This window comes from Bacillus sp. Root920 (assembly GCF_001429445.1).
Lineage (GTDB): Bacteria > Bacillota > Bacilli > Bacillales > Bacillaceae > Bacillus > Bacillus safensis.
This window is the reverse complement of the sequence record NZ_LMJV01000001.1, coordinates 2120510-2143548: the sequence shown is the minus strand read 5'-3', so window position 1 is coordinate 2143548 and position 23039 is coordinate 2120510. Positions and strand designations below refer to the sequence as shown.

Genomic DNA, 23039 nt, shown 5'->3' with positions numbered 1-23039 from the left:
ATATGGGTGCAAAACGCCAATTTAACAAGTAAGTATAGGGATCAGGGCGTTTAAATTTATTGGATTTAGGTGTAAGATGTGAAGACAAATTTCAAACGTCGTTATTCACATGTGGATAAGTTAAGTGTTAAAATAGATAAGATGCAAAGCTGTGGATAATTAGATATGGGATACTTTCACTTCGCTTTCATTTATGGTATCTTTAAATTTTGGATTAAGCGTTTTTGATATAGAGATGGACAATGTCCATTTAATAGATAACAGACTGTTTATTAAGTAGAGAAAGAGGTGAATGAGTGATGGATACAATTGCAGCAATTTCTACACCGATGGGTGAAGGAGCAATTGCGATTATTCGTTTAAGCGGGCCTGATGCGATACAGATTGCTGATCGGATGTATAAAGGTCCTAAGGAGAAAAAACTTGTATCGGTGGATTCACATACGATTCATTATGGTCATATTGTGGACTCTAGCACTGAGCAAGTCATAGAAGAGGTCATGGTGTCAGTATTAAGAGCACCAAAAACATTTACGAGAGAAGACGTTATTGAGATTAACTGCCATGGCGGAATTGTAACGGTCAATAAAGTACTGCAGCTTGCTTTAAGAGAAGGAGCAAGATTAGCGGAGCCAGGTGAGTTTACAAAACGAGCTTTCTTAAATGGAAGAATTGATCTTTCACAGGCTGAAGCGGTAATGGATTTGATTCGTGCAAAGACAGATCGTGCGATGAATGTAGCGATTACTCAAATGGAGGGACGACTCTCCGGTTTGATTAAACGACTTCGCGGTGAGATATTGGAAACTCTGGCTCATGTTGAAGTCAATATTGACTATCCTGAGTATGACGATGTTGAAGAAATGACGCATCGAGTTTTAGTTGAAAAGGCAACATCAGTGAAAAAGGAAATTGAGTCACTGCTAACGACTTCTCAGCAGGGGAAAATACTTCGCGAGGGCTTATCCACTGTCATTATTGGAAGACCGAATGTTGGGAAGTCTTCCTTGTTGAATAGTCTTGTACAGGAAACAAAAGCGATTGTAACGGATATTCCTGGAACAACGAGAGATGTCATTGAGGAGTATGTAAATGTTAGAGGTGTACCGCTTCGTTTAGTCGATACTGCGGGTATACGTGAGACGGAGGACATTGTTGAGCGTATAGGGGTTGAACGATCTAGACAGGTCTTAAAAGAAGCTGACCTGATTTTACTTGTGCTCAATTATAGCGAGGAATTGTCAGAAGAGGATATCAAACTATTTGAGGCCGTCTCAGGCATGGATATCATCGTGATCGTGAATAAGACAGATCTTGAGCCTAAGCTTGATATCGAAAAGGTCAAGCAGTTAGCGAAGGATCGTCCGGTGGTTACTACATCATTATTACAAGAAAAGGGGATTGATGAGCTCGAAATTGCGATTCAATCATTATTCTTCACGGGTTCAATTGAAAGTGGAGATTTAACGTATGTAAGTAACACAAGGCATATTGCCCTTCTTCAGGCAGCAAAACAATCCATTGAGGATGCTCTTGAAGGAATTGAAATGGATGTACCGATCGACATAGTTCAAATAGATTTAACACGCTGCTGGGAACAGCTGGGTGAAATTATTGGGGATGCTGTTCATGAAAGCTTGATTGATCAGTTATTCTCTCAATTCTGTTTAGGAAAGTAAAGGGAGGAACATAAGAAATGGGTTATGAAGCTGGCAATTATGACGTAATCGTCGTGGGTGCCGGTCATGCTGGAGTTGAGGCTGCTCTTGCTTCTGCAAGACAGGGCGCCAAAACACTTGTATTGACTATCAACCTCGATATGGTTGCTTTTATGCCATGTAATCCGTCCGTAGGCGGCCCCGCAAAAGGGATTGTCGTCAGAGAAATTGATGCTCTAGGCGGAGAAATGGCGCGAAATATAGATAAGACGCATATTCAAATGCGCATGCTGAATACGGGGAAAGGACCTGCTGTCCGTGCGTTAAGAGCGCAAGCAGATAAGTTCCAATATCAGCATGAAATGAAAAAAACAATGGAAAATGAACCAAACCTGACAATGCTGCAAGGTATGGTAGATCATTTAATTGTAGAAGATGATGAATGTAAAGGTGTTGTTACTCAAACGGGGGCTAACTATCGTGCAAAGTCTGTTGTATTAACGACAGGGACTTTCTTAAAAGGCCGCATCATTTTAGGAGACTTATCGTATTCAAGTGGTCCAAATAACCAGCAGCCTTCCATTAAATTATCGGATCATTTAGCAGAACTAGGATTCGATTTGGTTCGCTTTAAAACAGGAACACCTCCTCGAGTGAATAGCCACTCGATTGACTATAGTAAAACAGAAATTCAACCAGGTGATGATGTCCCGCGGGCATTCTCCTATGAAACGGTTGAATATATTACTGACCAGCTGCCATGTTGGTTAACATACACGAGTTTAGAGACTCATCAAATTATTGATGAGAATCTTCACCGTTCTCCAATGTATTCAGGTATGATTAAAGGAACTGGCCCTAGATACTGCCCGTCCATTGAAGATAAAGTGGTTCGTTTCAATGATAAACCGAGACATCAAATTTTCTTAGAGCCAGAAGGTCGTAATACGCAGGAAGTTTATGTTCAAGGATTGTCTACAAGTCTTCCGGAGGATGTACAGCAGCGCATGCTTTCAACCATCCCAGGACTCGAGAATGTTCAAATGATGAGAGCGGGTTATGCTATCGAGTATGATGCGATTGTGCCTACTCAGTTGTGGCCTACACTTGAGACGAAGAAAATTTCTGGATTATATACAGCCGGCCAAATTAATGGTACGTCTGGTTATGAGGAAGCAGCAGGTCAAGGGATTATGGCAGGTATTAATGCAGGAAGAAAAGCATTAGGTAAAGAAGAAGTCATTTTAAGCCGATCTGATGCATATATCGGTGTTCTCATCGATGACCTTGTCACAAAAGGAACAAATGAACCATACCGTCTCTTGACATCACGTGCTGAGTATCGTCTACTTCTACGTCATGACAATGCTGATTTAAGATTAACTGAACTTGGCTATCAAATTGGATTAATTTCTGAAGAAAGATTCCAAGCATTCCAGCAGAAAAAAGAAGCCATTGAAGCAGAGAAAAAACGTTTATATTCTGTCATCATTAAACCTACAGCAGAGACTCAAGAATTTATTCGTTCACTCGGTGGAAGTGAGTTGAAGGACGGCATTCGTGCAAGTGATTTAATGAAGCGTCCGGAAATGAATTATGAATCTGTTGTGAAATTAGCTCCTGCTGAAACACCGCTTCCTTCTGATGTGTGTGAGCAGGTAGAGATTCAAATTAAATACGAAGGTTATATTGAAAAGTCACTCCAGCAAGTTGAAAAACTGAAAAAGATGGAGAACAAAAAGATTCCTGATCGTATTGATTATGACGCCATCAAAGGGATTGCAACTGAAGCGAAACAAAAGCTGAAAGAAGTCCGACCGCTTTCTGTTGCACAGGCTTCTCGTATTTCAGGCGTTAACCCTGCTGATATTTCTATCCTTTTAGTATATTTAGAGCAGGGGCGTATTGCGAAGATAGCAGAATAGAAAGGATGTCGGCATGAACATTGAACAATTTACAGCAGCACTAGAGGAGAAAGGGATCACTCTTTCTCCTGTGCAGCTTGAACAATTTGAAACCTACTTCCGCATGCTTGTAGAATGGAACGAGAAAATGAATTTAACGTCCATTACTGAAAAGGAAGAAGTGTATTTAAAGCATTTTTATGATTCAATATCAGCAGCATTTTTTATTGATTTTCACAAAGTGACGACGATTTGTGATATTGGAGCTGGTGCTGGTTTTCCAAGCATTCCTCTTAAAATTTGTTTCCCTCATCTACATGTGACCATTGTTGATTCTCTTCAGAAACGAATTACGTTTCTCAATGAGTTAGCAAAAGGATTAAACTTACAAGATACTACTTTTTATCATGATCGTGCGGAAACGTTTGGACAACGTAAGGAAAAGCGTGAAAGCTATGATCTTGTCACTGCTAGAGCAGTTGCACGTTTATCCGTCTTGAGCGAACTATGTCTGCCTCTAGTGAAAAAGGAAGGATTGTTTGTTGCCTTAAAAGCATCTGCCGCTGATGAAGAAATGCAAGCTGGGAAAAAAGCTGTCACAGTTCTCGGAGGAGAGGTTGTTGAAAAGCATTCTTTTGTTCTTCCTTTAGAAGAAAGCGAACGGAACATCATTGTCATTGAAAAGAAAAAGCAAACACCAAAAAAATATCCTAGAAAACCAGGAACACCTAATAAATCACCAATAGAAGGTTGATCATGTAAAAGGTCGTTTTTTCTTCAATATTTATGATTTTACAGAAGGAAAAAACATGAGAAAATAGAATTATAAAAAGGTAGTTTTTAAAGGTGGTGTAGGTTCATGAAGCATTCACTCTCACGCTTCTTCGGGCTTGGAGACAAAGAACATCCTGAGCGTGAAACCGAAATAGAGGCAGAGATTGCTGAGCATGATACATTAAAGGAAGAGATACAGGAGCTCCCGGTCGACACAATTATGCCAAACCGTTTTCAGCCACGCACCATTTTTTCAGAAGAAAAGATACAAGAGCTGGCCACGACGATTCATACCCATGGCATTATCCAACCGATTGTTGTTAGACCAACAGAAGAAGAAGGAAAATATGAACTGATCGCCGGCGAAAGACGTTGGAGGGCGGTACAGACTCTTCAATGGGAGAAAATCCCCGCTATTATAAAAGATTTTACTGATACGGAAACGGCATCTGTGGCATTGATTGAAAATTTGCAAAGAGAAGAGCTGTCTTCTATTGAAGAGGCTCATGCTTATGCACGTCTTTTAGAGCTTCATGATTTAACACAAGAGGCGCTTGCTCAGCGTTTAGGCAAGGGACAATCAACTGTTGCAAACAAATTAAGACTTTTAAAGTTGCCTGAAGAGGTACAACAAGCCATTTTAGAGAAAAAAATCTCTGAAAGGCATGCACGTTCACTTGTGCCCCTAAAGCTTCCAGAATTACAAATCGCGCTATTGCAGGAAATCATCGAAAAGCAGTTGAATGTGAAACAGACTGAAGAGCGTGTAGTGAAGATGCTTGAACAAAAAACGGATCGTAAACCGAAGCCAAAACGTAAGGCGTTTAGTCGTGATACACGAATTGCGATGAATACCATTCGTCAGTCTCTCCACATGGTAGAAGACAGCGGACTTAAAATAAATACCGAGGAAGAAGAGTTTGAGGAATATATCCAATTAACGATTCGAATTCCTAAATAGAAAAAAGCTGATGAGCGCCACTCGTCAGCTTTTTTTGTAAATCTTTTTATTATCATTTTGTTATCATTTGTTATTTACTGTTTGCTTTTGCAAATGAAATGATAAAATCATGTTGAAACAAAGCGTTATGTCTAAAGAAGTGACTGTACAGCATTCGCACCAAGAGGGAACGATCCACTTGATGATTGCTGAAGCTGATCCGAAGAACTATGAATTGTGAACAAACAATAACCCAGCCTTGTGAGCAAATGCCGTACAATTGAATTCAGGCATCCAAAAAGATATATCAATATACTTTTTCGATGTGTTTTCATTCGTCCTTTTATGTACGAAAAGGCACATTCACCGACGAATTTATAATAGGGAAACAAAAAAAGCAAACGTTTCATACTTTTTTTGATAGAATAGAAAGTATGAATGAATGAGAAACTTGTTAAGTTGAAAGTGGGTGACATCGTGGGGAAAATCATAGCGATTACCAACCAGAAGGGCGGCGTCGGGAAGACGACAACTTCTGTTAATTTGGGTGCGTGTTTAGCATACATAGGCAAACGAGTGTTGTTAGTTGATATTGATCCGCAGGGCAATGCCACGAGTGGTATTGGGATTGAGAAGGCCGACGTAGAAAAGTGTGTGTACGATATTTTAGTTGATGATGCAGATGTTCTTGATGTGATTAAGACGACAGAGGTCGAAAATCTTGATGTCATTCCTGCGACAATACAGCTTGCAGGGGCTGAAATAGAGCTTGTGCCTACAATCTCACGTGAAGTGAGGCTGAAGAGAGCACTTGAATCTGTTAAGCAGAATTATGATTATATGATTATTGACTGCCCGCCATCACTTGGACTGCTGACGATTAATGCGTTAACTGCATCCGATTCCGTTTTAATACCAGTTCAGTGCGAATATTATGCGCTTGAAGGATTGAGCCAATTGTTAAACACAGTTCGTCTCGTGCAGAAACATTTAAATACCGATCTTGCCATTGAAGGTGTCTTGCTGACAATGCTTGATGCCCGAACAAACCTTGGAATTCAGGTAATCGAAGAAGTGAAGAAGTACTTTAGAGATAAAGTCTATCAAACCGTCATTCCGAGAAATGTGAGGCTGAGTGAAGCGCCTAGTCATGGAAAGCCGATTATCTTGTATGATCCACGTTCAAGAGGTGCAGATGTCTATTTAGACTTAGCAAAGGAAGTGGATGCGAATGGCTAAAGGTCTTGGAAAGGGTATTAATGCACTATTTAACAATGTAGACTCAAATGAAGAAACGGTTGAAGAAATCAAATTAAAGGATTTGCGTCCGAATCCGTATCAACCAAGGAAAACGTTTGATGATGATGCATTGTCAGATCTGAAAGAATCGATTCAGCAGCACGGGGTTTTACAGCCGATCATTGTTCGTAAATCGATTAAAGGATATGACATAGTAGCAGGAGAACGCCGTTTCCGCGCAGCACAACAAGCTGGTCTGACAACAATTCCTGCAATCGTTCGAGAGTTTTCAGAAACACTGATGAGAGAAATTGCCCTCTTAGAAAACCTACAGCGTGAGGATCTCTCTCCACTAGAGGAAGCGGAAGCATATGCTTCCTTGCTGGATCATCTCAGTGTGACGCAAGAGGAATTAGCGAAGCGATTAGGGAAAAGCAGACCGCATATTGCGAACCATCTCCGTCTGTTGACTTTACCGGATGACATCCAAAAGCTGATTGCAAATGGAACGTTATCAATGGGACATGGTCGCACATTGCTTAGCTTAAAGAACAAAAAGAAGCTAGCGCCTTTGGTAAAGAAAATCGTGGATGAGGGGTTAAACGTACGACAGGTTGAAAAACTTGTTAAGCAGTTAAACGAAAATGTTCCACGTGAAACAAAGAAAAAAGAAGCACCAAAGGATCGAGTGTTGAAAGAAAGAGAGTCTTTCTTACAAAACTACTTTGGTACTTCAGTGACGATCAAGAAACAGAAGAAAAAAGGAAAAATTGAGATTGAATTTCTCTCCAATGAAGATTTAGAAAGAATCCTTGAATTGCTTTCTACGAGGGAATCATCAGAGTGACCATCTTGATACGAGATGGTCTTTTTTATATTCTCCCAGTGATATTTTGAATAGGGGTGAAGAGAGACCGGCTTTTTTCTCTCGTCCAATCCATTTGGTCAATGTGAGATAGACTTTCAGAAAGTGTATTGGCCATAGACATGACAAGATGAAGACGTGTGTTTTGGAGGACGAAGTATTCCATGAAACCACTCACATTGACGATCCCATTAATATGAATATCTCCTACCTCTGGCAGCTCCTTTTGGACACCAGCTCCAGGCTTTAACGGACCATCACCAATTTGGAAGGAACCGACACTTTTCACTCTTCCTAAACAGGCATCAACCGCTACAATAAACGGGTGTTTATGAGCTTGTTCAATTTCAGCGAGTTTTTCTTTTAAATTGACCGCATGCACTGGGTCAGAGAGTGTTCCATATACATGAAGCTTTTTCAAATCCAGACCTGAAAGCTTTGTACCAACAAGTGGACCTAGAGAGTCGCCAGTTGAGCGGTCTGTTCCAATACAGACGATGGCAACGGGTCTTTTTCCTGCTTTCTGAAGATGCGAGAATAAAATACTTTTAAGCTGTTGAATGGCGTTTGTATCCGTATGGGACACGTATTCTTTTACCCTATTTCTAAAAAAAAGACCGTTCTTGCTATTCATAGGTCTCACTTCCTTGTCATAGTAGTTAGTATCAGTATACGGAAACAAGCTTAATTCTATACCTATGAGGTGATGATTGTGTGGAAGGCTGGTTCAAGGTGGACGCTTTTAATTTTAGGAAGCTTAATAGGAGCGGGATATGCTTCCGGCCAGGAAATTTGGCAGTTTTTTGGCATTGATAGCGGACTAGCCATTCTACTGTTTACATTGATGTTTATGCTGTCTACCTATGTGGTGTTAAAAATCAGTTATGAGGTGCGTGCCGATCACTTTGTGCCAGTGCTAGAACGGCTTGTCGGTCCATGGCTGGCTAAGGTGTATGACGTGTTAATTGTCCTATATTTATTCACGACAACGACGGTCATGATTGCCGGCGGCGGGGTGACCCTTGAGATGTATCATGTGCCTTTTTGGATTGGCATCGGTGCGTTTTGTTTGTTTTCATTTATGATTTTTTTCTGGGATGTGAAAGGGCTTTTATCTGTGAATGCTTTCATTATACCAATTTTGGTGGCGGGGCTCATCTATGCGTTTGTTTTTTATTATATGAATCATGATCATATGTGGCGGATTGATTTTGGGCAGCAGTACAATTGGCCTGCCAGCATTGTCTTTGCTTCTTTGAATATATTATCTGTTGTGGCAGTGCTGTCTTCGGTTGGGAAAGAAATGAAGGGGCTTGGGGAAGCCAAGGTGGCGAGTATATTAAGCGGTCTTATTTTTGGTGTCATCTCGTATGTGTATAACGAAATACTGGTTGATATTTCTGGAAGCCTTTCATCAGAGGGAATTCCTTTGTTTACAGTATTAGAAGGGGCGCCGACTTCTTTGTTTGTGTTTATGACCGTTGTCCTTTGTCTAGCAATTTATACGACGACGGCAGCAGGTTTATTTGGATTATCAAGCCGGATGCTTTCTTTTGTACGAATGCCTCGCTGGCTGGTTGTATTGGTGATGCTTCTTTTGATGGCACCTTTAACATCTCTTGGATTTGCTGATTTGATTGCTTTCTTGTATCCAATTTATAGTTTGTTGAATCTTTATTTGCTCGTCTGTTTAATGCTGTATCCGATTTTAAGTAAAAAGATATTTTCTCGTCCCAAAAATTATATTGATAAAACAAAATAAGCACCTCTCTTTTTTAGAGCTGTGCTTATTTGATCTGAATTGAATCAATAGCTTCTTTGATATCATCATAGACAGGCATTTGCTTGAGACGATGGAGGCGATCCTCTAATTCTGAAATGGCCTGTCCCTTTAAATGCTGGGAAATGTGTTGTTTGACAATGGTCGTCTGGTTTATCATGTCTTCTGTTTTAGCTAATTGATACTCCAAGTGCACGCGAGTATTTGCTAATTCGTCGTGCAGCCGCATTTTGAGCAGCCGTTTTAGATCCTTTCGCTGTCCTTCTCTGCGCATGGCCTGAATGGCGGCCATTTCTTCTGGAGACTGTGTTTGTGTGTGTGGTGCCGATTGATTTTCGAATACAGACATGGAGCGGCGGGCACTCACATTTTGTAAGAAACGCTGGGCGTCACTAGGAGGCTTATTTTGATTGATCATGCGATGACTCCTTTCTTAATGAATACCCATTTGCATTGCAAGGCGTCTATCTGCCTTGGCGTAGTCCTCACCCATTGTGTACATATGTCTTGAAAGAGCAGAAAGCTCTTGTTCGTAATCCCTCAGGGTGTACAAGGCATTCAGCTGTTTTTCGTGTGAATAAAAGGAGGAATGCGACTGTTCCATCCTCACTTCGTCTACCAGTGCTTCCACATCACTATGACTTAATAAATCATAGTGGCCAAAGCCTACGAGTCCTTTAAGCTCTTGTTTTACATGATGGACGGCGTCTTTTACACTTTCATCCATTCCATCGATTTTTTCAAATACAGTGTGCACTTCATGTTCAATAATGCTTTGCAGATCATAGGATGAATTTTTTAGTAAATGGGATTTTATGATAATTTCAAGTCCGCTTTGTGCATATGCACGTCCAGAATGAATTTCTTGCAGCAGCATGGCTGTAAAACTTGTATTATGATCAAGCTGTTCATCTAAAATACGGGCAGATCCATTTGGATGGAATGAATATCCATTTGCTTTTAATTCACCTGAAACGAGAGCTAAAAAAGCATTTGTATCAAAGGATTCGTTCCATTCTATATTCATAGATGCAAAAGCTGATTTTAAAAAGGTGTCAATTTCCCTTTTTTTGTATTTAACGGATTCTTGGACTGAGTCTTGCTGCCGTGGCGGTACGGTGTACTTGACTTGCCCAACTCCTTGATCATGACGATTGAGTAAACCAACGTAATGACTAGGCTGAATATATTCAGTCAACATACGTTTATATTGACCTTGGTGTGCCTTTTGCTGAATCGAAGGCGACAGGCTGCTCCATATATTTGGGCTGTCAAAGGTAACGGCTTTTTTGACAGCTGGCTGTTCTGTTGCAACATAAGCACAAACAGCACCGGCAAGTGCTTGTCCAGTGAGATGGATACCTGCATTCGGATGCTTCTGACAGACTTTCTCTATGTATTCCTTCCCTTTAAAAAAGACATGGTCTTGATTGCCGTCAAGGGACTTTCTTTCAATTGGATAGGCATAGTCTGTTTTGAGCAATGACTGTGCCGCGTTGTGTACATCTTGCTTAGATGTCACCCTCATTTGATGTGGCAGCGGACAGTGAAAAGCGACGATGAATTCATCTGATTGTTCTGGCTTCATTGTTAAACCATATAATTTATGATCGATCTTTAGAAAATCGTGGACAGTGAGCGTTTGCTGACCAATTTCTATCGTATGGTGCTGCTGGTAATTGTCGATATTTCCAGCATGATCGGATATGATTTTATATTCTTTATCAGTTAATCTATCCTTTCGATTGACCATCGTACCTGCTCCCTCACATAACATTTATGCAGATATCATAAATCAAAAAATATGGAAAAACCACCGCGTTCTACCAATAAAAACCTTTTGACCTACAGTGTTTGTGACAATATTGAAAAAAAACGGAGTTTAAGTAACTATTGGTCACAAATAAAATGATCTAAAAGAAGGGTTTTTTCTCTAAAAAAGAATAGGATGAACGATTGAAAGAGACTCTTTGTTTTGTGCATTGCCCTTCATCGCCGTTTTTTTGTACAATAGATTCAATGAAGTGAGCAAGGAGAGGTGAAGGCTGATGGCAGACAAAGCGTTTGGGTTACATGATGTTGTAGAAATGAAAAAGCCCCATCCATGTGGTGCCAATCGGTGGAAGGTCATTCGTTTGGGCATGGATATCCGTATTAAATGTGAAGGCTGCGGACACAGCGTGATGATCCCAAGAAGAGATTTTGAACGAAAAATGAAGAAAATTCTCGTCAAGCATGAGGAGCCAACTGCTTAAGTAGGCCTCATGCTTTTTTTATTAAATTTGTCTTTTCTACAGCAAAGCCAGGTGCATTTTCACGTTTTGAAGCATTGATTTATTCTTTTTGACGATGTTTCTTCTATTGAAAATGCATGATGGTTAGCTTGTCTTTTCATGTAAACCTACTTATAATTGCTCTAGGTTCATATTACGCAGTATAACGAGCACGTTTGATATAGAGGAGATGAAAGAATGGCTTTAACAGCTGGTATTGTTGGCTTACCTAACGTCGGGAAGTCAACGCTATTTAATGCAATTACACAGGCTGGAGCGGAGTCTGCTAACTATCCGTTTTGTACCATTGATCCAAACGTCGGAATTGTAGAAGTTCCTGACGAGCGTTTACAAAAGCTAACAGAATTGGTGCAGCCAAAAAAGACAGTTCCCACTGCTTTCGAATTCACTGATATTGCGGGTATTGTCAAAGGTGCATCTAAAGGTGAAGGTTTAGGGAATAAATTCCTTTCTCATATTCGACAAGTAGATGCGATTTGTCACGTGGTTAGAGCTTTTGCAGATGATAACATTACACACGTAGCTGGTAAGGTTGATCCTGTGGCAGATATTGAAACGATTAATCTCGAATTGATTTTGGCTGATTTAGAAACAGTTGAAAAGCGTTTAGCTCGTGTGAGTAAGCTTGCAAAACAAAAGGACAAGGAAGCAGTAGCTGAATTTGAGATTTTGTCGAAGCTAATGAACGCATTTGAAGCTGGGAAATCGGCAAGATCTGTAGAATTTACTGATGAGCAGCAAAAGCTTGTGAAACAGCTTCATTTACTCACATCTAAACCAGTCCTTTATGTAGCAAATGTGAGTGAGGATGAAGTAGCGGATCATGAGGGCAACAAATATGTGCAGCAAATCCGTGAGTTTGCTTCTGGTGAAAACGCTGAAGTTATCGTCGTTTGTGCGAAGATCGAGTCTGAAATTGCAGAGCTTGAAGGAGAAGAGAAGCAAATGTTCCTTGAAGAGCTTGGCATTAATGAGTCAGGGCTTGATCAGCTAATTAGAGCATCTTACTCTCTTCTAGGATTAGCTACGTATTTCACAGCAGGTGAGCAAGAGGTACGTGCTTGGACATTTAAAAAAGGAATGAAAGCGCCAGAATGTGCTGGAATCATTCACACAGACTTCGAGCGTGGATTTATTCGTGCTGAAACGGTTGCGTATGAGGATTTACTAGCTGGCGGAAGCATGTCTGCTGCTAAAGAAGCAGGAAAAGTTCGTCTAGAAGGTAAAGAATATGTAGTGAAAGATGGAGACGTCATTCATTTCCGTTTTAATGTATAGGTTCTTGTCATAGGCCAAGTAATTTGTTATAATATACAATTGTGAGTAATATAATTTATTGCTCCTTGCCCGTTTAGGGCCGCTTAGACCAAAAGGAGGTGCAATCAGATGAGAAAGTACGAAGTTATGTACATCATCCGCCCAACAGTTGACGATGAGGCTAAAAAAGCAGTTATCGAGCGTTTCAATAACGTGTTAACTTCTAACGGTGCGGAGATCACTGGAACAAAGGATTGGGGTAAACGTCGTCTTGCATACGAAATCAACGATTTCCGTGACGGTTTCTACCAAATCGTAAACGTTCAATCTGACGCTGCAGCAGTTCAAGAATTTGACCGCTTAGCTAAGATCAGTGACGATATCATTCGCCACATTGTTGTTAAAGAAGAAGTATAAATCATTGAAATATATATTTAAAGGTGGTCTTTCAATATGCTAAACCGTGTTGTATTGGTCGGAAGACTAACAAAAGACCCTGAGCTTCGCTACACGCCTAATGGTGCGGCTGTAGCCACGTTTACTCTAGCTGTGAATCGTACGTTTACGAATCAATCTGGAGAGCGTGAAGCCGATTTCATTAACTGTGTTACTTGGAGAAGACAAGCCGAGAACGTGGCTAATTTCTTGAAAAAAGGAAGTCTTGCCGGTGTAGACGGTCGTTTGCAGACAAGAAACTATGAAAATCAGCAAGGACAGCGTGTCTTCGTGACAGAGGTTCAAGCTGAAAGTGTTCAATTTCTTGAGCCTAAGAGCGGCGGTGCTGGTTCAGGTGGATACAGCGGCGGTGGCAATAGCGGAGGCCAGTATTATGGCGGTAGCCAAAACGATCAGAATCCATTTGGAAATGAACCAAGTCAAAATCCATATGGCAATCAAAACAACCAAAATCGTAATCAGGGAAATAGCTTTAATGATGACCCATTTGCGAACGATGGTAAACCGATTGACATCTCCGATGATGATTTGCCATTCTAATTGATCTGAAAAAATGACTAAAGGAAAGGTGTGAAAACAAATGGCAGGTGGACGCAGAGGCGGTCGTGCGAAACGTCGTAAAGTATGTTTCTTTACTTCTAACGGTATCACGCACATCGATTACAAAGATGTTGATCTTCTTAGAAAGTTTGTTTCTGAGCGTGGTAAAATTTTACCTCGTCGTGTAACAGGAACTAGCGCTAAGTATCAACGTAAATTGACTTTAGCGATCAAAAGATCACGTCAAATGGCATTACTTCCATACGTTACTGGTGAGTAAGTCGTTGACTTAAAAAGCGGAGAGCCCCGAGCTCTTCGCTTTTTTTATTTTCCTCACTGTGAATCTCATCTATTTTTGCTAGAGTTGTTTTTGACAGTCAACCGAAGGGAAGTATGTAAAAGTGACAGTTTATTCTATACAAATATGAGGTTGATCTGTCATATTGATAGTCTAGAAAATAATTGCAGTCAGGGCGTGGGAAGATGATTGAATTTAAAAAGGTATCGATGCAATTTTCCGATGAGCGCTATGCCGTTCAATCCGTTGATTTGGAGATTCAGAAAGGTGAGTTTTTTGTATTGATTGGACCTAGTGGCAGCGGGAAAACGACGACATTGAAAATGATCAATCGTCTCATTTCTTCTACAGAAGGTGAGATTTACATAAAGGGTCAAAAAATAAGTGATTATGATATGTATGAGCTGCGCTGGGATATCGGTTATGTTTTGCAGCAAATTGCGCTTTTTCCTCATATGACCATAGAAGAAAATATTGCTGTGGTGCCAGAGCTTAAACAATGGAGCCGGAATGAGACCAATCAGCGTGTCGATGAACTCATGTTGATGGTCGGGCTTGATCCTGCTATGTATCGGCATCGAAAGCCAGCAGAGCTCTCTGGTGGACAGCAGCAGCGTGTCGGTGTGGCACGTGCACTTGCAGCTGATCCTGAGATCGTCCTGATGGATGAACCTTTTAGTGCGTTAGATCCACTAACGAGGGAGAAATTGCAGGATGATCTGCTTGATTTGCAGCGCCGTATACAAAAAACCATTGTTTTTGTGACGCATGATATGCAGGAAGCTATGAAGCTGGGTGATCGGATTTGTGTGATGAATGAAGGAAAAGTAATGCAGATCGGACGTCCTGAGGAGTTGGTTCAACATCCAGCCAATGCCTTTGTACAGGAGTTTGTTTCAGGGGCTGCCCGTCATGTGGGACATCAAGCTTTTGAGCTGGAAACCTTGGCACAACCGATAGCCCACGAAGCTCTTTTACCCTATGAGGCGGTATCAGCAGATGCCCCGCTGGATGAAGTCTTGTCTCAATTGGCAAAGCACGAGGAATTGGCTGTTGAAAAGAATGGAGAGCGGATTGGACTAGTGAATCGTCAAGCAGTGATTCAGTATTTAGCTGATTCTCCTAAAGAGAGGGGCGAGTCACATGAATGATTGGACCCGTGTGTTATGGGAACGCAAAGAACAATTGGGACACGCCTTACTTGAGCATATTCAAATTTCTTTTATTGCTTTATTTTTAGCGATTTTGATTGCTATTCCATTAGGTATCTATTTAACGAGGGTTCCAAAGTTAGCGGAGTGGGTCATCGGGGTGACGGCCGTCTTACAAACGATTCCGTCGCTCGCACTTCTTGGCTTGTTGATTCCTCTCGTGGGGATTGGGCAAGTACCTGCGATTATTGCGCTTGTGGTCTATGCCCTACTCCCTATTTTAAGAAATACATATACAGGCATTCAGGAGGTTGATCCTTCTCTGAGAGAAGCGGCACAGGCCATGGGGATGAATCATCGCAAACGGTTATTAAAGGTAGAGCTTCCTCTTGCTATGCCAGTCATCATGGCGGGTATCCGAACCGGGATGGTTCTCATTGTGGGGACCGCCACTCTGGCAGCACTGATCGGAGCTGGGGGATTAGGAAGCTTAATCTTGCTGGGAATTGATCGAAATGATATGTCTCTCATTGTCATTGGCGCGATACCAGCTGCCTTACTCGCTCTATTATTTGATGTGGTGCTGCGTACCTTTGAGAAAATTTCCTTTAAAAAGACTGTGATCTCTGTGACTGTTTTTACTCTGATTGCAGGAGCTGTTGTCGCTGCCCCCTCGCTGTTTCAGCAAGAAAAGAAAGAAATCACCATTGGGGGAAAGTTAGGATCAGAGCCTGAGATTTTGATCTCGATGTATAAGCTTTTAATTGAACAGGATACAGATATTCAAGTGAACCTGAAGCCCGGTCTTGGTAAGACGTCCTTTGTTTTCCAGGCTTTACGCTCTGGTGATATCGATATTTATCCTGAGTTTACGGGTACAGCGATTTCTGAATTCCTCAAAGAAACAGCAAAAAGCACAGATAAAAGAAAAGTGTATGAGCAAGCGCGGCGTGGATTGGAATCGTCCTTTCAGCTTCGCCTTCTTGAGCCCATGGCATACAACAATACGTATGCTTTAGCCGTGCCGCAGTCACTGGCTGATCAATATGAAGTGTCCAACATTTCAGATCTAGGTAAGATCAAAAACCGCATAAAAGCTGGATTCACCTTAGAGTTTTCTGATCGTCAGGATGGGTATCGAGGCATTCAAAAAGCCTATCAATTTTCCTTTGACGATGTTGTGACGATGGAGCCGAAGCTACGGTATCGAGCGATTCAAAAAGGAGATATCAATTTAGTCGATGCGTATTCGACAGACAGTGAATTGAGAAAATACAAATTAAAGGTGCTTCATGATGATCAGCATGTTTTCCCGCCATATCAAGGAGCACCGCTGCTCAGGCAGGAGACATTAACTGAATTCCCTGAGATTGAGACCTCTCTCAATAAGCTTGCGGGTCAAATCACAGACGATGAGATGAGAGAAATGAATTATGAAGTCAATGTGAAGGGGAAGGATGCATTTCAGGTAGCGAAGGCCTATTTAAAAAAGAAAAAATTGCTGCAATAATCCAATGAAAAGCAGAGCTGTTTCATTCAAAACAGCTCTGCTTTTATAAAAGAAAAACAAAAATCATTGACTTTTACTTAAAAACATCATATCCTTAATTCGAGATAAATATATTTTTTTGAACTAATATCTCGAATTCGAGATAATATAAAGACGTTAGTAAAGACATAATGAATAGAGGTTTGTTACTTCAAATAGGAGGTCATTAGAAGTGAAAAAAACAGAAGGAATTCACCATATTACAGCGATTGTGGGTCATCCTCAGGAGAACGTTGATTTTTATGCAGGTGTTTTAGGACTTCGTCTCGTGAAGAAGACCGTGAATTTTGATGATCCGGGCACATACCATTTATATTTTGGAAATGAAGGCGGCTCTCCAGGGACGATTATTACGTTTTTCCCTTGGCCAGGTGCTCAAAAAGGCCAAATTGGTGCAGGTCAAGTGGGCGTGACGACATATGTTGTACCAACAGGCTCTTTCTCTTTCTGGAAGGATCGTCTTGAGCAGTTCAATGTCTCTTATGAAACGGTTGAACGCTTTGGTGAAGCTTTTCTCTCATTTGAAGATCCACACGGCTTATTGATTGAGCTAGTAGAACGTGCGGAAGGAAAGCAAAACGAGTGGACATTTAATGGTGTCACACCAGATGTAGCCATTAAAGGATTTGGCGGAGCTGTTTTATTAACTTCGCATCCGGAGCAAACAATGCAGCTGCTAGAGCAAACGATGGGACTTGAACGAGTCGGAGAAGAAGGAGACTATGTGAGATTCCGTTCGTTTGGTGAAATAGGCAATGTGATCGATGTGAATAAGATGCCTGTTCCACGAGGACGTATGGGTGTTGGAGTTGTGCACCATATTGCATGGAGAGCAACAGATGATCAAGATCAATTAGATTGGCAAAGCCATATTGCACAAAGCGGGTATCAAGTGACACCTGTGCAAGATCGAAATTATTTTAATGCTATTTATTTTAGAGAGCTTGGCGGCATATTATTTGAGATCGCTACTGATCCTCCAGGGTTTGCACACGACGAATCAGTGGAAACAATGGGTGAAGCATTGAAACTGCCACCGCAATATGAGACGCAGCGCAGTCAGATTGAACAAATTGTACTACCAATTGAAGTGAGAGAAGTTAAAGGGAAAGGAGATTCATGATGAAGCATCTTTTTCGAAAAGGAAAGAATGAACAAAGACCTGTCCTGTTATTACTTCATGGAACTGGCGGGACGGAAGAAGATTTATTGCCGCTTGCACAGATAGTAGATCCTGATGCATCTGTTCTTAGTGTGAGAGGGAATGTATTAGAAAACGGCATGCCGCGTTTTTTCAGACGTTTGGCAGAGGGTGTATTTGATGAGCAGGATTTGATTGAGCGTACAGAGGAACTATATACATTTATCGGCGAAGCAGCTGATGAATATGGATTTGATCGTCACAATGTGGTGGCTATCGGATATTCCAATGGGGCAAACATTGCTGGAAGCTTGTTATTCCATTATGGGGATGCTTTAAAAGGAGCTATCCTGCATCATCCAATGGTTCCAAGACGCGGGGTTTCGTTGCCTTCATTAGCGGGGAAACAAGTCTTTATAGCAGCTGGTGAAAATGACCCAATGTGCCGTCCAGAGGAATCACAGGAGCTGGAGCAATTGCTCCAGAGTGCAGGCGCATCGGTTACACTTCATTGGGAAAATCGCGGACATCAGCTAACGAGAGAAGAAGTCGATGCTGCGGCTTTATGGTATCGTCGTCAATTTTAAATAAGGTGGGGAATACAGGTGGGATTTTTACAGAAGCTTTTTGGGCAAAACAAACAAAAGGAGCTGGAACAAATGGAAAACGTAAAATTAGCGATTATTTATTATAGTTCAACAGGTACAAACTATCAGATGGCGAAATGGGCTGAAGCTGGAGCAAAAGAAGCTGGCGCAGAGGTCAAAGTATTAAAGGTTGCTGAATTGGCACCAGAAGCAGTTGTCGCTTCAAATCCAGCATGGAAAGCACATTTAGACGAAACAAAGGATGTGCCAGAGGTTCAATTAAGTGATTTAGAGTGGGCAGATGCCATCATCTTTAGCATGCCGACACGTTTCGGTAACCTGCCAGCTCAAATGAAGCAGTTCTTAGATACAACAGGCGGCTTGTGGTTCCAAGGTAAATTGGCAAACAAAGCAGTCAGCGCGATGACTTCAGCTCAAAACGCAAATGGCGGACAGGAGCAGACGGTTCTCAGCCTATATACGACGATGTTCCACTGGGGAGCCATTATTGCCGCTCCTGGATACACAGATGATTCATTATACGGTGCAGGGGGCAACCCTTATGGTGTAAGTGTCACTGTTGACCAAAATGGAAAAATCCAAGAGGATGCAGAAGCAGCTGTGAAACATCAGGCAAAACGTACAGTCAATGTGGCAGAATGGATCAAAAAAGGTCAAAACGCTTAATAGATGTATACAAAAAGAATGCAGCCTCGCCGCTGCATTCTTTTTTTCATTAATAAGGATCTGATGGTGTGCTGTTGTTGATGGCTTCGTCCACGGCTTGAGCAGCGCCTGTAGAGCCGATAGGTCCACTTGGCTGTTCTTGTTTAAAGGCTTTTAAGCCGTCAGCGACACGCTTTCCGTAATCAGGGTCTGCTTTTGTAAAGTTTTCAATCATTTGGTCTTGAATGTCCTTTTGACATGTCGCAAGAGTATTGACTAAGTTCTTAATCAGTTCCTCACGCTCCCAATCATTAAAACGGCGATACGTTTCTCCCGCTTGTCCAAAGTTGTTTGGGCGGTCAATGGCTTCTCGTTTGACTTCACCCTCTACAAAAGGCGTATGATCCTTTCCATCCTGTTTGGCTTCTTTTAATCCTCCGAGGATCGATGGCTCATAATTCACATGGGGATTTTGGCCTTTGCCTTGATCGACATGGTATTCCATTTGCCCGTCTCTCTGATTGGTGGCGACATGCTTTTTCGGTGCATTGATCGGCAGCTGTAAATAGTTTGGCCCTACACGATATCGCTGCGTGTCAGAGTAGGAGAAGGTACGGCCTTGAAGCAATTTATCATCTGAGAAATCTAAACCGTCTACGAGTACGCCAGTCCCAAAGGCAACCTGCTCGACTTCTGCGAAATAGTTTTCTGGATTTTTGTTTAATACCATCCGTCCGATTGGTTTCCATGGATAGTCATCCTTGTACCAAAGCTTTGTCGGGTCTAGCGGGTCAAAGTCGAGGTGAGGGTGGGCATCATCTTCCATGATCTGTGCATATACCTCCCATTCAGGATAATCTCCTTGCTCAATCGCTTCATATAAATCCTGTGTGGCATGGTTAAAATTTTCTCCCTGGATCGCTTGCGCCTGTCAGGTTGCGAATGCCTTGTTTCGGTTCAAAATGATATTTAACCAGCACCGCTTTTCCTTCATGGTTGACCCATTTGTACGCATGGACACCTGAGCCTTGCATGTGCCGGTATGTAGCTGGGATGCCCCATGGTGAAAAGAGAAATGTCACCATATGCGTCGCCTCAGGTGATTGTGAGACAAAATCAAAAATACGCTCGCCGTCCTGACGATTGGTGACAGGATCAGGCTTAAAGGCATGAACCAAATCAGGGAACTTTAAAGCATCTCGAATAAAGAAAATTTTCAGGTTGTTCCCTACGAGATCCCAGTTGCCTTCCTCTGTATAAAATTTAATCGCAAACCCTCTCGGATCACGTAATGTTTCAGGCGAATGACCGCCGTGAATCACAGAAGAAAAACGAACGAAAACAGGCGTCTTTTTCCCTTTTTCCTGAAACAATTTTGCCCTCGTATAGGTGGAGATGGGTTCATCCCCGAATGTGCCGTATGCTTCAAAATAACCGTGAGCTCCGGCACCGCGTGCATGTACAACACGTTCAGGGATGCGTTCACGATCAAAATGACTGATTTTTTCTAGGAAATCGTAGTTTTCAAGCGTAGTGGGTCCTCTATTCCCAACAGTTCTCATATTTTGATTATCTGTTACGGGATGACCTTGCCGATTCGTTAAGGTTTCTTCTGACTCTGAAGATGATTTAGGCTGTTGATCTTCTTTCAATTAGAATCCCTCCTTTAATATCTCCCTAACAATATGGTCATGTTGCTCCCTATTTCATACAAGGATTGATATAATGATTGAAAACTTTCACGAGGAGCGAGCCTGATGATTCGGTTACACTGCCTTCACGCCCATCCATCCAATCAGTCATATATAGAAGATGCGTTTGGTGATACAGATGTTGATTTGCATCACACGGTCGATTCATCATTTATAGAACGCGCGACACAAGATCCTGCATTTGATCAACACAAGCAGCAAACGTATGCTATCAACAGATTAAAACAGGAAATTGAAGCCGATCTCATTCTTCTCACGTGTACACAATACATTGCCGCTTTGGGTGATCAGCAGCACCTCTTTAAACTACCGATTGTTCCAATCGATGAACCGTTATTTGAGCTGATTTGTGAGAAACAAAGGCCTATTCAACTGGTGTTTTCCAACCCAGATACAGTGGAAGGGACGATGCATCGGCTTGAATCATATGCCACAGAGCGGGGCAAACAGCTTGAAGTAGAAATGGTTGTGATGGAGGATGTCTTTCATCTCTGCCTAAACGGTGATATGCAAGCCTATGATGAACAAATCAAGGAGCAGCTGAGAAAATGTATGAAGCAAAAAGGGAGAGACATTTGTGTGATGCAGCTTTCGATGGTTCGTGCGGCAAAGCAGGTGGAGCGGGAGACAGGCGTTCCTATTATTCATCCGCTTTCTCCACTAAAACAGTTTGTCCATCAAACACTATCCGCTTGGAAAGAGTGAACCCATCTGGTTCGCTCTTTTTGTATAGGAACGTAAATGCGATGACATGTTAAAAAAATAACCGAGCGCAAACTATTTTCAAAAGGCGCGCGTCTATCCAATGTAAGAAATAACAGATGCGCATTTAAGATAAAGGAGCTCTTTGTAAAATGAAGAAACGAAAAATAGATGATCAATTTGCGGATTACGTCATGGAGCATAAACACAGTTTTTATCGGTTGTCCTATAGTTATGTCAAAAACCCAGAAGATGCTATGGATGTTGTTCAGGAGGCCATTCATAAAGCACTCAAATCTGTTCACCGATTAGAGGATGCGAGCAAGATGCATAGCTGGTTTTATAAGATCGTGGTGAACACTGCCCTAGACTTTTTACGAAAGAAGAAGCGGGTGCAGGTGACAGATGATGATACGCTTGAATTCTTATCACAGGGAGAATCAGATGTATACGAGGATCAAGACGTCAAACGGGCTATAGAGGATTTGCCTGAGATGTATCGAGTCATCATTATTTTGAGATTCTTTGAAGATTTAAAATTAGAGGACATCGCCCAGATTCTCGATGAAAATGAAAATACCATTAAAACAAGATTATATAAGGCGCTGCGGCTTTTAAAAGTAGAATTATCACAGGAGGAAATATAAATGGATAAGTATTTGGAACATTTAAAAGATGAATATTTAGAAATTCCTATTCCACCGGAATATGATGCAATGGTTGAACGAACGTTGAAACGAAAAAATAAAAAACCTCATTTTCAGCAATGGACCATCGGACTTGTTGCGGCTGCTGCTCTTTTTGTTACAACGGTTAATGTCAGTCCACAGGCAGCAAGAGCGATTTCAGAGGTGCCTGTCATTGGCGAGCTGGTGAAAGTCGTAACGTTTACAGAATTTAAAAAGAGCGATCAAGGAACGAATATTGATCTTAAAACACCACACGTTTCAGGACTTGGGGACGGAACATTACAAGACAGCCTGAATCAAAAATATTTAGCTGAAAACAAAAAGCTGTATCAAGATTTTGAAAAGGAAACAAAGGGTTATAAAAATGGTCATTTAAGTGTTGAGAGCGGTTATGAAGTGAGAACGAACAATGATCAAATCCTTTCACTAGGCCGATACAAGGTGACGACTCAGGCTTCTGCGGCAGAGGAAATGACATATGATACGGTTGATAAGAAAAACCATGTCCTTATTACATTACCAAGCCTGTTTAAAGATGATCGTTATATTGATGTGATTAGTGAAAATATTAAAGAACAAATGAAGAAACAGATGAAAGAGGATTCAAACAAAATGTATTGGATTGGCAAGCAAGATATGGCGGATCCATTTAAGAAAATTAAGCCGGATCAAAACTTCTATATCAATTCAAAAGGGAAGCTTGTGATTTCCTTTAATGAATATGATGTCGCGCCTGGCTACATGGGTGTTGTTGAATTCACGATTCCAACAAGCGTGCTAAAGGATATTCTCGTGAGTGATACGTACATTCATTAAAAAGAAGACAGACAAAAAAGA

At 41.5% G+C, this 23039-nt stretch carries 23 protein-coding genes and 1 pseudogene; 20 read left to right on the top strand and 4 right to left on the bottom strand.

Annotated features, from left to right (window positions below):
- The first annotated feature begins 299 nt into the window (after positions 1-299).
- From mnmE to ASE42_RS10485, 6 genes are all read left to right on the top strand, one after another.
- The gene (gene mnmE / locus ASE42_RS10510; protein WP_056766778.1) at positions 300-1679 is read left to right on the top strand and encodes a tRNA uridine-5-carboxymethylaminomethyl(34) synthesis GTPase MnmE; all 1380 of its coding nucleotides are present in this window, start codon (positions 300-302) and stop codon (positions 1677-1679) included.
- A gap of 17 nt (positions 1680-1696) precedes the next feature.
- Positions 1697-3583 carry a tRNA uridine-5-carboxymethylaminomethyl(34) synthesis enzyme MnmG gene (gene mnmG / locus ASE42_RS10505; protein ID WP_024427650.1) on the top strand — a complete coding sequence of 629 codons (1887 nt, stop codon included), beginning with the start codon at positions 1697-1699 and terminating at the stop codon, positions 3581-3583.
- 13 nt (positions 3584-3596) lie between these two features.
- Positions 3597-4316: a 16S rRNA (guanine(527)-N(7))-methyltransferase RsmG gene (gene rsmG / locus ASE42_RS10500; protein WP_024424068.1), complete on the top strand. Its 720-nt coding sequence runs from the start codon at positions 3597-3599 to the stop codon at positions 4314-4316.
- 105 nt (positions 4317-4421) lie between these two features.
- Complete coding sequence (gene noc, locus ASE42_RS10495; RefSeq protein ID WP_024424067.1) at positions 4422-5297, top strand: nucleoid occlusion protein; 876 nt, start codon at positions 4422-4424, stop codon at positions 5295-5297.
- A gap of 456 nt (positions 5298-5753) precedes the next feature.
- Positions 5754-6515, top strand: coding sequence for a sporulation initiation inhibitor protein Soj (gene soj, locus ASE42_RS10490; RefSeq protein ID WP_008360890.1), 762 nt, complete (start codon positions 5754-5756; stop codon positions 6513-6515).
- Positions 6508-7362: a ParB/RepB/Spo0J family partition protein gene (locus ASE42_RS10485; RefSeq protein WP_056766776.1), complete on the top strand. Its 855-nt coding sequence runs from the start codon at positions 6508-6510 to the stop codon at positions 7360-7362. The genes soj and ASE42_RS10485 overlap by 8 nt, the downstream gene beginning before the upstream one ends.
- Positions 7363-7387: 25 nt before the next feature.
- Here ASE42_RS10485 and yyaC read toward each other — a convergent pair whose 3' ends face one another.
- Positions 7388-8014, bottom strand: coding sequence for a spore protease YyaC (gene yyaC, locus ASE42_RS10480; protein ID WP_024424063.1), 627 nt, complete (start codon positions 8012-8014; stop codon positions 7388-7390).
- Between the two features lie 72 nt (positions 8015-8086).
- Here yyaC and ASE42_RS10475 point away from each other — a divergent pair, with 72 nt between their 5' ends.
- The gene (locus tag ASE42_RS10475; protein ID WP_080652961.1) at positions 8087-9142 is read left to right on the top strand and encodes a hypothetical protein; all 1056 of its coding nucleotides are present in this window, start codon (positions 8087-8089) and stop codon (positions 9140-9142) included.
- A gap of 25 nt (positions 9143-9167) precedes the next feature.
- Here ASE42_RS10475 and ASE42_RS10470 read toward each other — a convergent pair whose 3' ends face one another.
- Complete coding sequence (locus tag ASE42_RS10470) at positions 9168-9578, bottom strand: hypothetical protein (RefSeq protein ID WP_056766774.1); 411 nt, start codon at positions 9576-9578, stop codon at positions 9168-9170.
- A 15-nt stretch (positions 9579-9593) separates the two neighbouring features.
- Positions 9594-10913, bottom strand: a complete 1320-nt coding sequence (locus tag ASE42_RS10465; protein ID WP_056766771.1) for a hypothetical protein — start codon at positions 10911-10913, stop codon at positions 9594-9596.
- Positions 10914-11208: 295 nt separating this feature from the next.
- On the opposite strand from ASE42_RS10465, the gene ASE42_RS10460 reads away from it, so the two are divergent.
- From ASE42_RS10460 to wrbA, 10 genes are all read left to right on the top strand, one after another.
- Positions 11209-11415 (top strand): DUF951 domain-containing protein, encoded by a 207-nt coding sequence (locus tag ASE42_RS10460; protein ID WP_008347561.1) that lies wholly within the window; start codon positions 11209-11211, stop codon positions 11413-11415.
- A gap of 216 nt (positions 11416-11631) precedes the next feature.
- On the top strand, positions 11632-12732 hold the full coding sequence (gene ychF, locus ASE42_RS10455; RefSeq protein WP_056766770.1) for a redox-regulated ATPase YchF: 1101 nt from the start codon (positions 11632-11634) through the stop codon (positions 12730-12732).
- 108 nt (positions 12733-12840) lie between these two features.
- Positions 12841-13128, top strand: coding sequence for a 30S ribosomal protein S6 (rpsF, locus tag ASE42_RS10450; protein WP_024424058.1), 288 nt, complete (start codon positions 12841-12843; stop codon positions 13126-13128).
- Between the two features lie 36 nt (positions 13129-13164).
- Entirely contained in the window at positions 13165-13707 is a 543-nt protein-coding gene (gene ssbA / locus ASE42_RS10445; protein ID WP_007497456.1) for a single-stranded DNA-binding protein SsbA, read from the top strand.
- A 40-nt stretch (positions 13708-13747) separates the two neighbouring features.
- Positions 13748-13987: a 30S ribosomal protein S18 gene (gene rpsR / locus ASE42_RS10440; protein WP_008359105.1), complete on the top strand. Its 240-nt coding sequence runs from the start codon at positions 13748-13750 to the stop codon at positions 13985-13987.
- Between the two features lie 203 nt (positions 13988-14190).
- Positions 14191-15156: an ABC transporter ATP-binding protein gene (locus tag ASE42_RS10435; RefSeq protein WP_056766768.1), complete on the top strand. Its 966-nt coding sequence runs from the start codon at positions 14191-14193 to the stop codon at positions 15154-15156.
- On the top strand, positions 15149-16666 hold the full coding sequence (opuFB, locus tag ASE42_RS10430) for an osmoprotectant update ABC transporter permease/substrate-binding subunit OpuFB (protein WP_056766766.1): 1518 nt from the start codon (positions 15149-15151) through the stop codon (positions 16664-16666). The genes ASE42_RS10435 and opuFB overlap by 8 nt, the downstream gene beginning before the upstream one ends.
- A 211-nt stretch (positions 16667-16877) precedes the next feature.
- Positions 16878-17828 carry a ring-cleaving dioxygenase gene (locus tag ASE42_RS10425; protein WP_056766764.1) on the top strand — a complete coding sequence of 317 codons (951 nt, stop codon included), beginning with the start codon at positions 16878-16880 and terminating at the stop codon, positions 17826-17828.
- Complete coding sequence (locus ASE42_RS10420; RefSeq protein WP_056766762.1) at positions 17825-18433, top strand: alpha/beta hydrolase; 609 nt, start codon at positions 17825-17827, stop codon at positions 18431-18433. Before ASE42_RS10425 ends, ASE42_RS10420 begins: the two co-directional genes overlap by 4 nt.
- A 72-nt stretch (positions 18434-18505) precedes the next feature.
- Positions 18506-19120 carry an NAD(P)H:quinone oxidoreductase gene (gene wrbA, locus ASE42_RS10415; protein ID WP_034283654.1) on the top strand — a complete coding sequence of 205 codons (615 nt, stop codon included), beginning with the start codon at positions 18506-18508 and terminating at the stop codon, positions 19118-19120.
- A 49-nt stretch (positions 19121-19169) separates the two neighbouring features.
- Here the strand turns inward: wrbA and katX are convergent.
- Positions 19170-20661, bottom strand: a pseudogene (gene katX, locus ASE42_RS10410) (catalase KatX).
- Between the two features lie 195 nt (positions 20662-20856).
- Between katX and ASE42_RS10405 the strand changes: the two are divergent.
- The 3 genes from ASE42_RS10405 (at position 20857) to ASE42_RS10395 (ending at position 23018) form a co-directional block, all read left to right on the top strand.
- The gene (locus tag ASE42_RS10405) at positions 20857-21516 is read left to right on the top strand and encodes an aspartate/glutamate racemase family protein (protein WP_056766760.1); all 660 of its coding nucleotides are present in this window, start codon (positions 20857-20859) and stop codon (positions 21514-21516) included.
- Positions 21517-21665: 149 nt separating this feature from the next.
- Complete coding sequence (locus ASE42_RS10400) at positions 21666-22160, top strand: RNA polymerase sigma factor (protein ID WP_024424050.1); 495 nt, start codon at positions 21666-21668, stop codon at positions 22158-22160.
- Complete coding sequence (locus ASE42_RS10395; RefSeq protein ID WP_041105852.1) at positions 22161-23018, top strand: DUF3298 and DUF4163 domain-containing protein; 858 nt, start codon at positions 22161-22163, stop codon at positions 23016-23018. It begins immediately after the preceding gene.
- Positions 23019-23039: the final 21 nt, after the last annotated feature.

Coding starts and splice junctions, on each gene's coding strand:
- ASE42_RS10395 (WP_041105852.1), top strand. CDS start 22,161: ATGGATAAGTATTTGGAACATTTAAAAGATGAATATTTAGAAATTCCT.
- ASE42_RS10435 (WP_056766768.1), top strand. CDS start 14,191: ATGATTGAATTTAAAAAGGTATCGATGCAATTTTCCGATGAGCGCTAT.
- ASE42_RS10405 (WP_056766760.1), top strand. CDS start 20,857: ATGATTCGGTTACACTGCCTTCACGCCCATCCATCCAATCAGTCATAT.
- yyaC (WP_024424063.1), bottom strand. CDS start 8,014: ATGAATAGCAAGAACGGTCTTTTTTTTAGAAATAGGGTAAAAGAATAC.
- ASE42_RS10420 (WP_056766762.1), top strand. CDS start 17,825: ATGATGAAGCATCTTTTTCGAAAAGGAAAGAATGAACAAAGACCTGTC.
- wrbA (WP_034283654.1), top strand. CDS start 18,506: ATGGAAAACGTAAAATTAGCGATTATTTATTATAGTTCAACAGGTACA.
- ASE42_RS10465 (WP_056766771.1), bottom strand. CDS start 10,913: ATGGTCAATCGAAAGGATAGATTAACTGATAAAGAATATAAAATCATA.
- rpsR (WP_008359105.1), top strand. CDS start 13,748: ATGGCAGGTGGACGCAGAGGCGGTCGTGCGAAACGTCGTAAAGTATGT.
- mnmE (WP_056766778.1), top strand. CDS start 300: ATGGATACAATTGCAGCAATTTCTACACCGATGGGTGAAGGAGCAATT.
- ASE42_RS10400 (WP_024424050.1), top strand. CDS start 21,666: ATGAAGAAACGAAAAATAGATGATCAATTTGCGGATTACGTCATGGAG.
- ASE42_RS10460 (WP_008347561.1), top strand. CDS start 11,209: ATGGCAGACAAAGCGTTTGGGTTACATGATGTTGTAGAAATGAAAAAG.
- ssbA (WP_007497456.1), top strand. CDS start 13,165: ATGCTAAACCGTGTTGTATTGGTCGGAAGACTAACAAAAGACCCTGAG.
- ASE42_RS10470 (WP_056766774.1), bottom strand. CDS start 9,578: ATGATCAATCAAAATAAGCCTCCTAGTGACGCCCAGCGTTTCTTACAA.
- noc (WP_024424067.1), top strand. CDS start 4,422: ATGAAGCATTCACTCTCACGCTTCTTCGGGCTTGGAGACAAAGAACAT.
- rsmG (WP_024424068.1), top strand. CDS start 3,597: ATGAACATTGAACAATTTACAGCAGCACTAGAGGAGAAAGGGATCACT.
- mnmG (WP_024427650.1), top strand. CDS start 1,697: ATGGGTTATGAAGCTGGCAATTATGACGTAATCGTCGTGGGTGCCGGT.
- rpsF (WP_024424058.1), top strand. CDS start 12,841: ATGAGAAAGTACGAAGTTATGTACATCATCCGCCCAACAGTTGACGAT.
- ASE42_RS10485 (WP_056766776.1), top strand. CDS start 6,508: ATGGCTAAAGGTCTTGGAAAGGGTATTAATGCACTATTTAACAATGTA.
- opuFB (WP_056766766.1), top strand. CDS start 15,149: ATGAATGATTGGACCCGTGTGTTATGGGAACGCAAAGAACAATTGGGA.
- ASE42_RS10475 (WP_080652961.1), top strand. CDS start 8,087: ATGATTGTGTGGAAGGCTGGTTCAAGGTGGACGCTTTTAATTTTAGGA.
- ychF (WP_056766770.1), top strand. CDS start 11,632: ATGGCTTTAACAGCTGGTATTGTTGGCTTACCTAACGTCGGGAAGTCA.